This is a genomic window from Vibrio sp. 704 (genome assembly GCF_033339295.1).
Genome location: NZ_JAWOUH010000721.1, coordinates 1 through 592, shown reverse-complemented (window position 1 = coordinate 592; position 592 = coordinate 1). Strand labels below are relative to the sequence as shown.

Sequence of the window (592 nt, the reverse complement as noted above, 5' to 3'; positions counted from 1 at the left end):
ATGGAAATGATGTATACTCATGACCATTATTCCCCAGAGGAAATTCACCGTGAACATAGAAAAGCTCGCTCGTCTCGACCTGAACTTACTGGTCTGTTTTAAAGTGTTAATTGAAGAGCTTAACGTGACTCGAGCGGCACACCGACTGTGCCTCAGCCAATCCGCGGTGAGTAAATCATTAGCCAAACTTCGCATTCAATTTGATGATCCATTGTTTACGCGTAACTCACATGGATTAACACCAACACCACGTGCATTGTTCCTCAAACCGAAACTGGATCTGTTGATTAACCAATTAGAAGTGCTGACCCAGCCAGAAGAGTTTTCGCCCCAAAGCAGTGAATACCGCTTTCAAATTGCAGCCGTGGAAAGTGTCTACCCATTAATCTTGCCGCATTTCTTACCAGCGATTTTTCAACAGGCGCCCGGCGTCACCATCAGCACGCATCCTTGGTCAGATAACACCTTCAAAATGTTGCAGCGTGGTGAGTTGGACTTGGGATTAACAGGTAAAGACATCGACATCAATGACGCAAAACTTACCCTACTGCCACCGGATGATATTTGCGAACTCGAAATCTATCGCGACCAT

1 protein-coding gene is annotated in these 592 nt (G+C 45.6%); it reads left to right on the top strand.

Translation table 11 applies throughout. The features are described 5' to 3' along the window. Positions 1-49: 49 nt before the first annotated feature. A partial coding sequence (locus R7R24_RS28740; RefSeq protein ID WP_318120463.1) for a LysR family transcriptional regulator occupies positions 50-592 on the top strand: 543 nt, incomplete at its 3' end.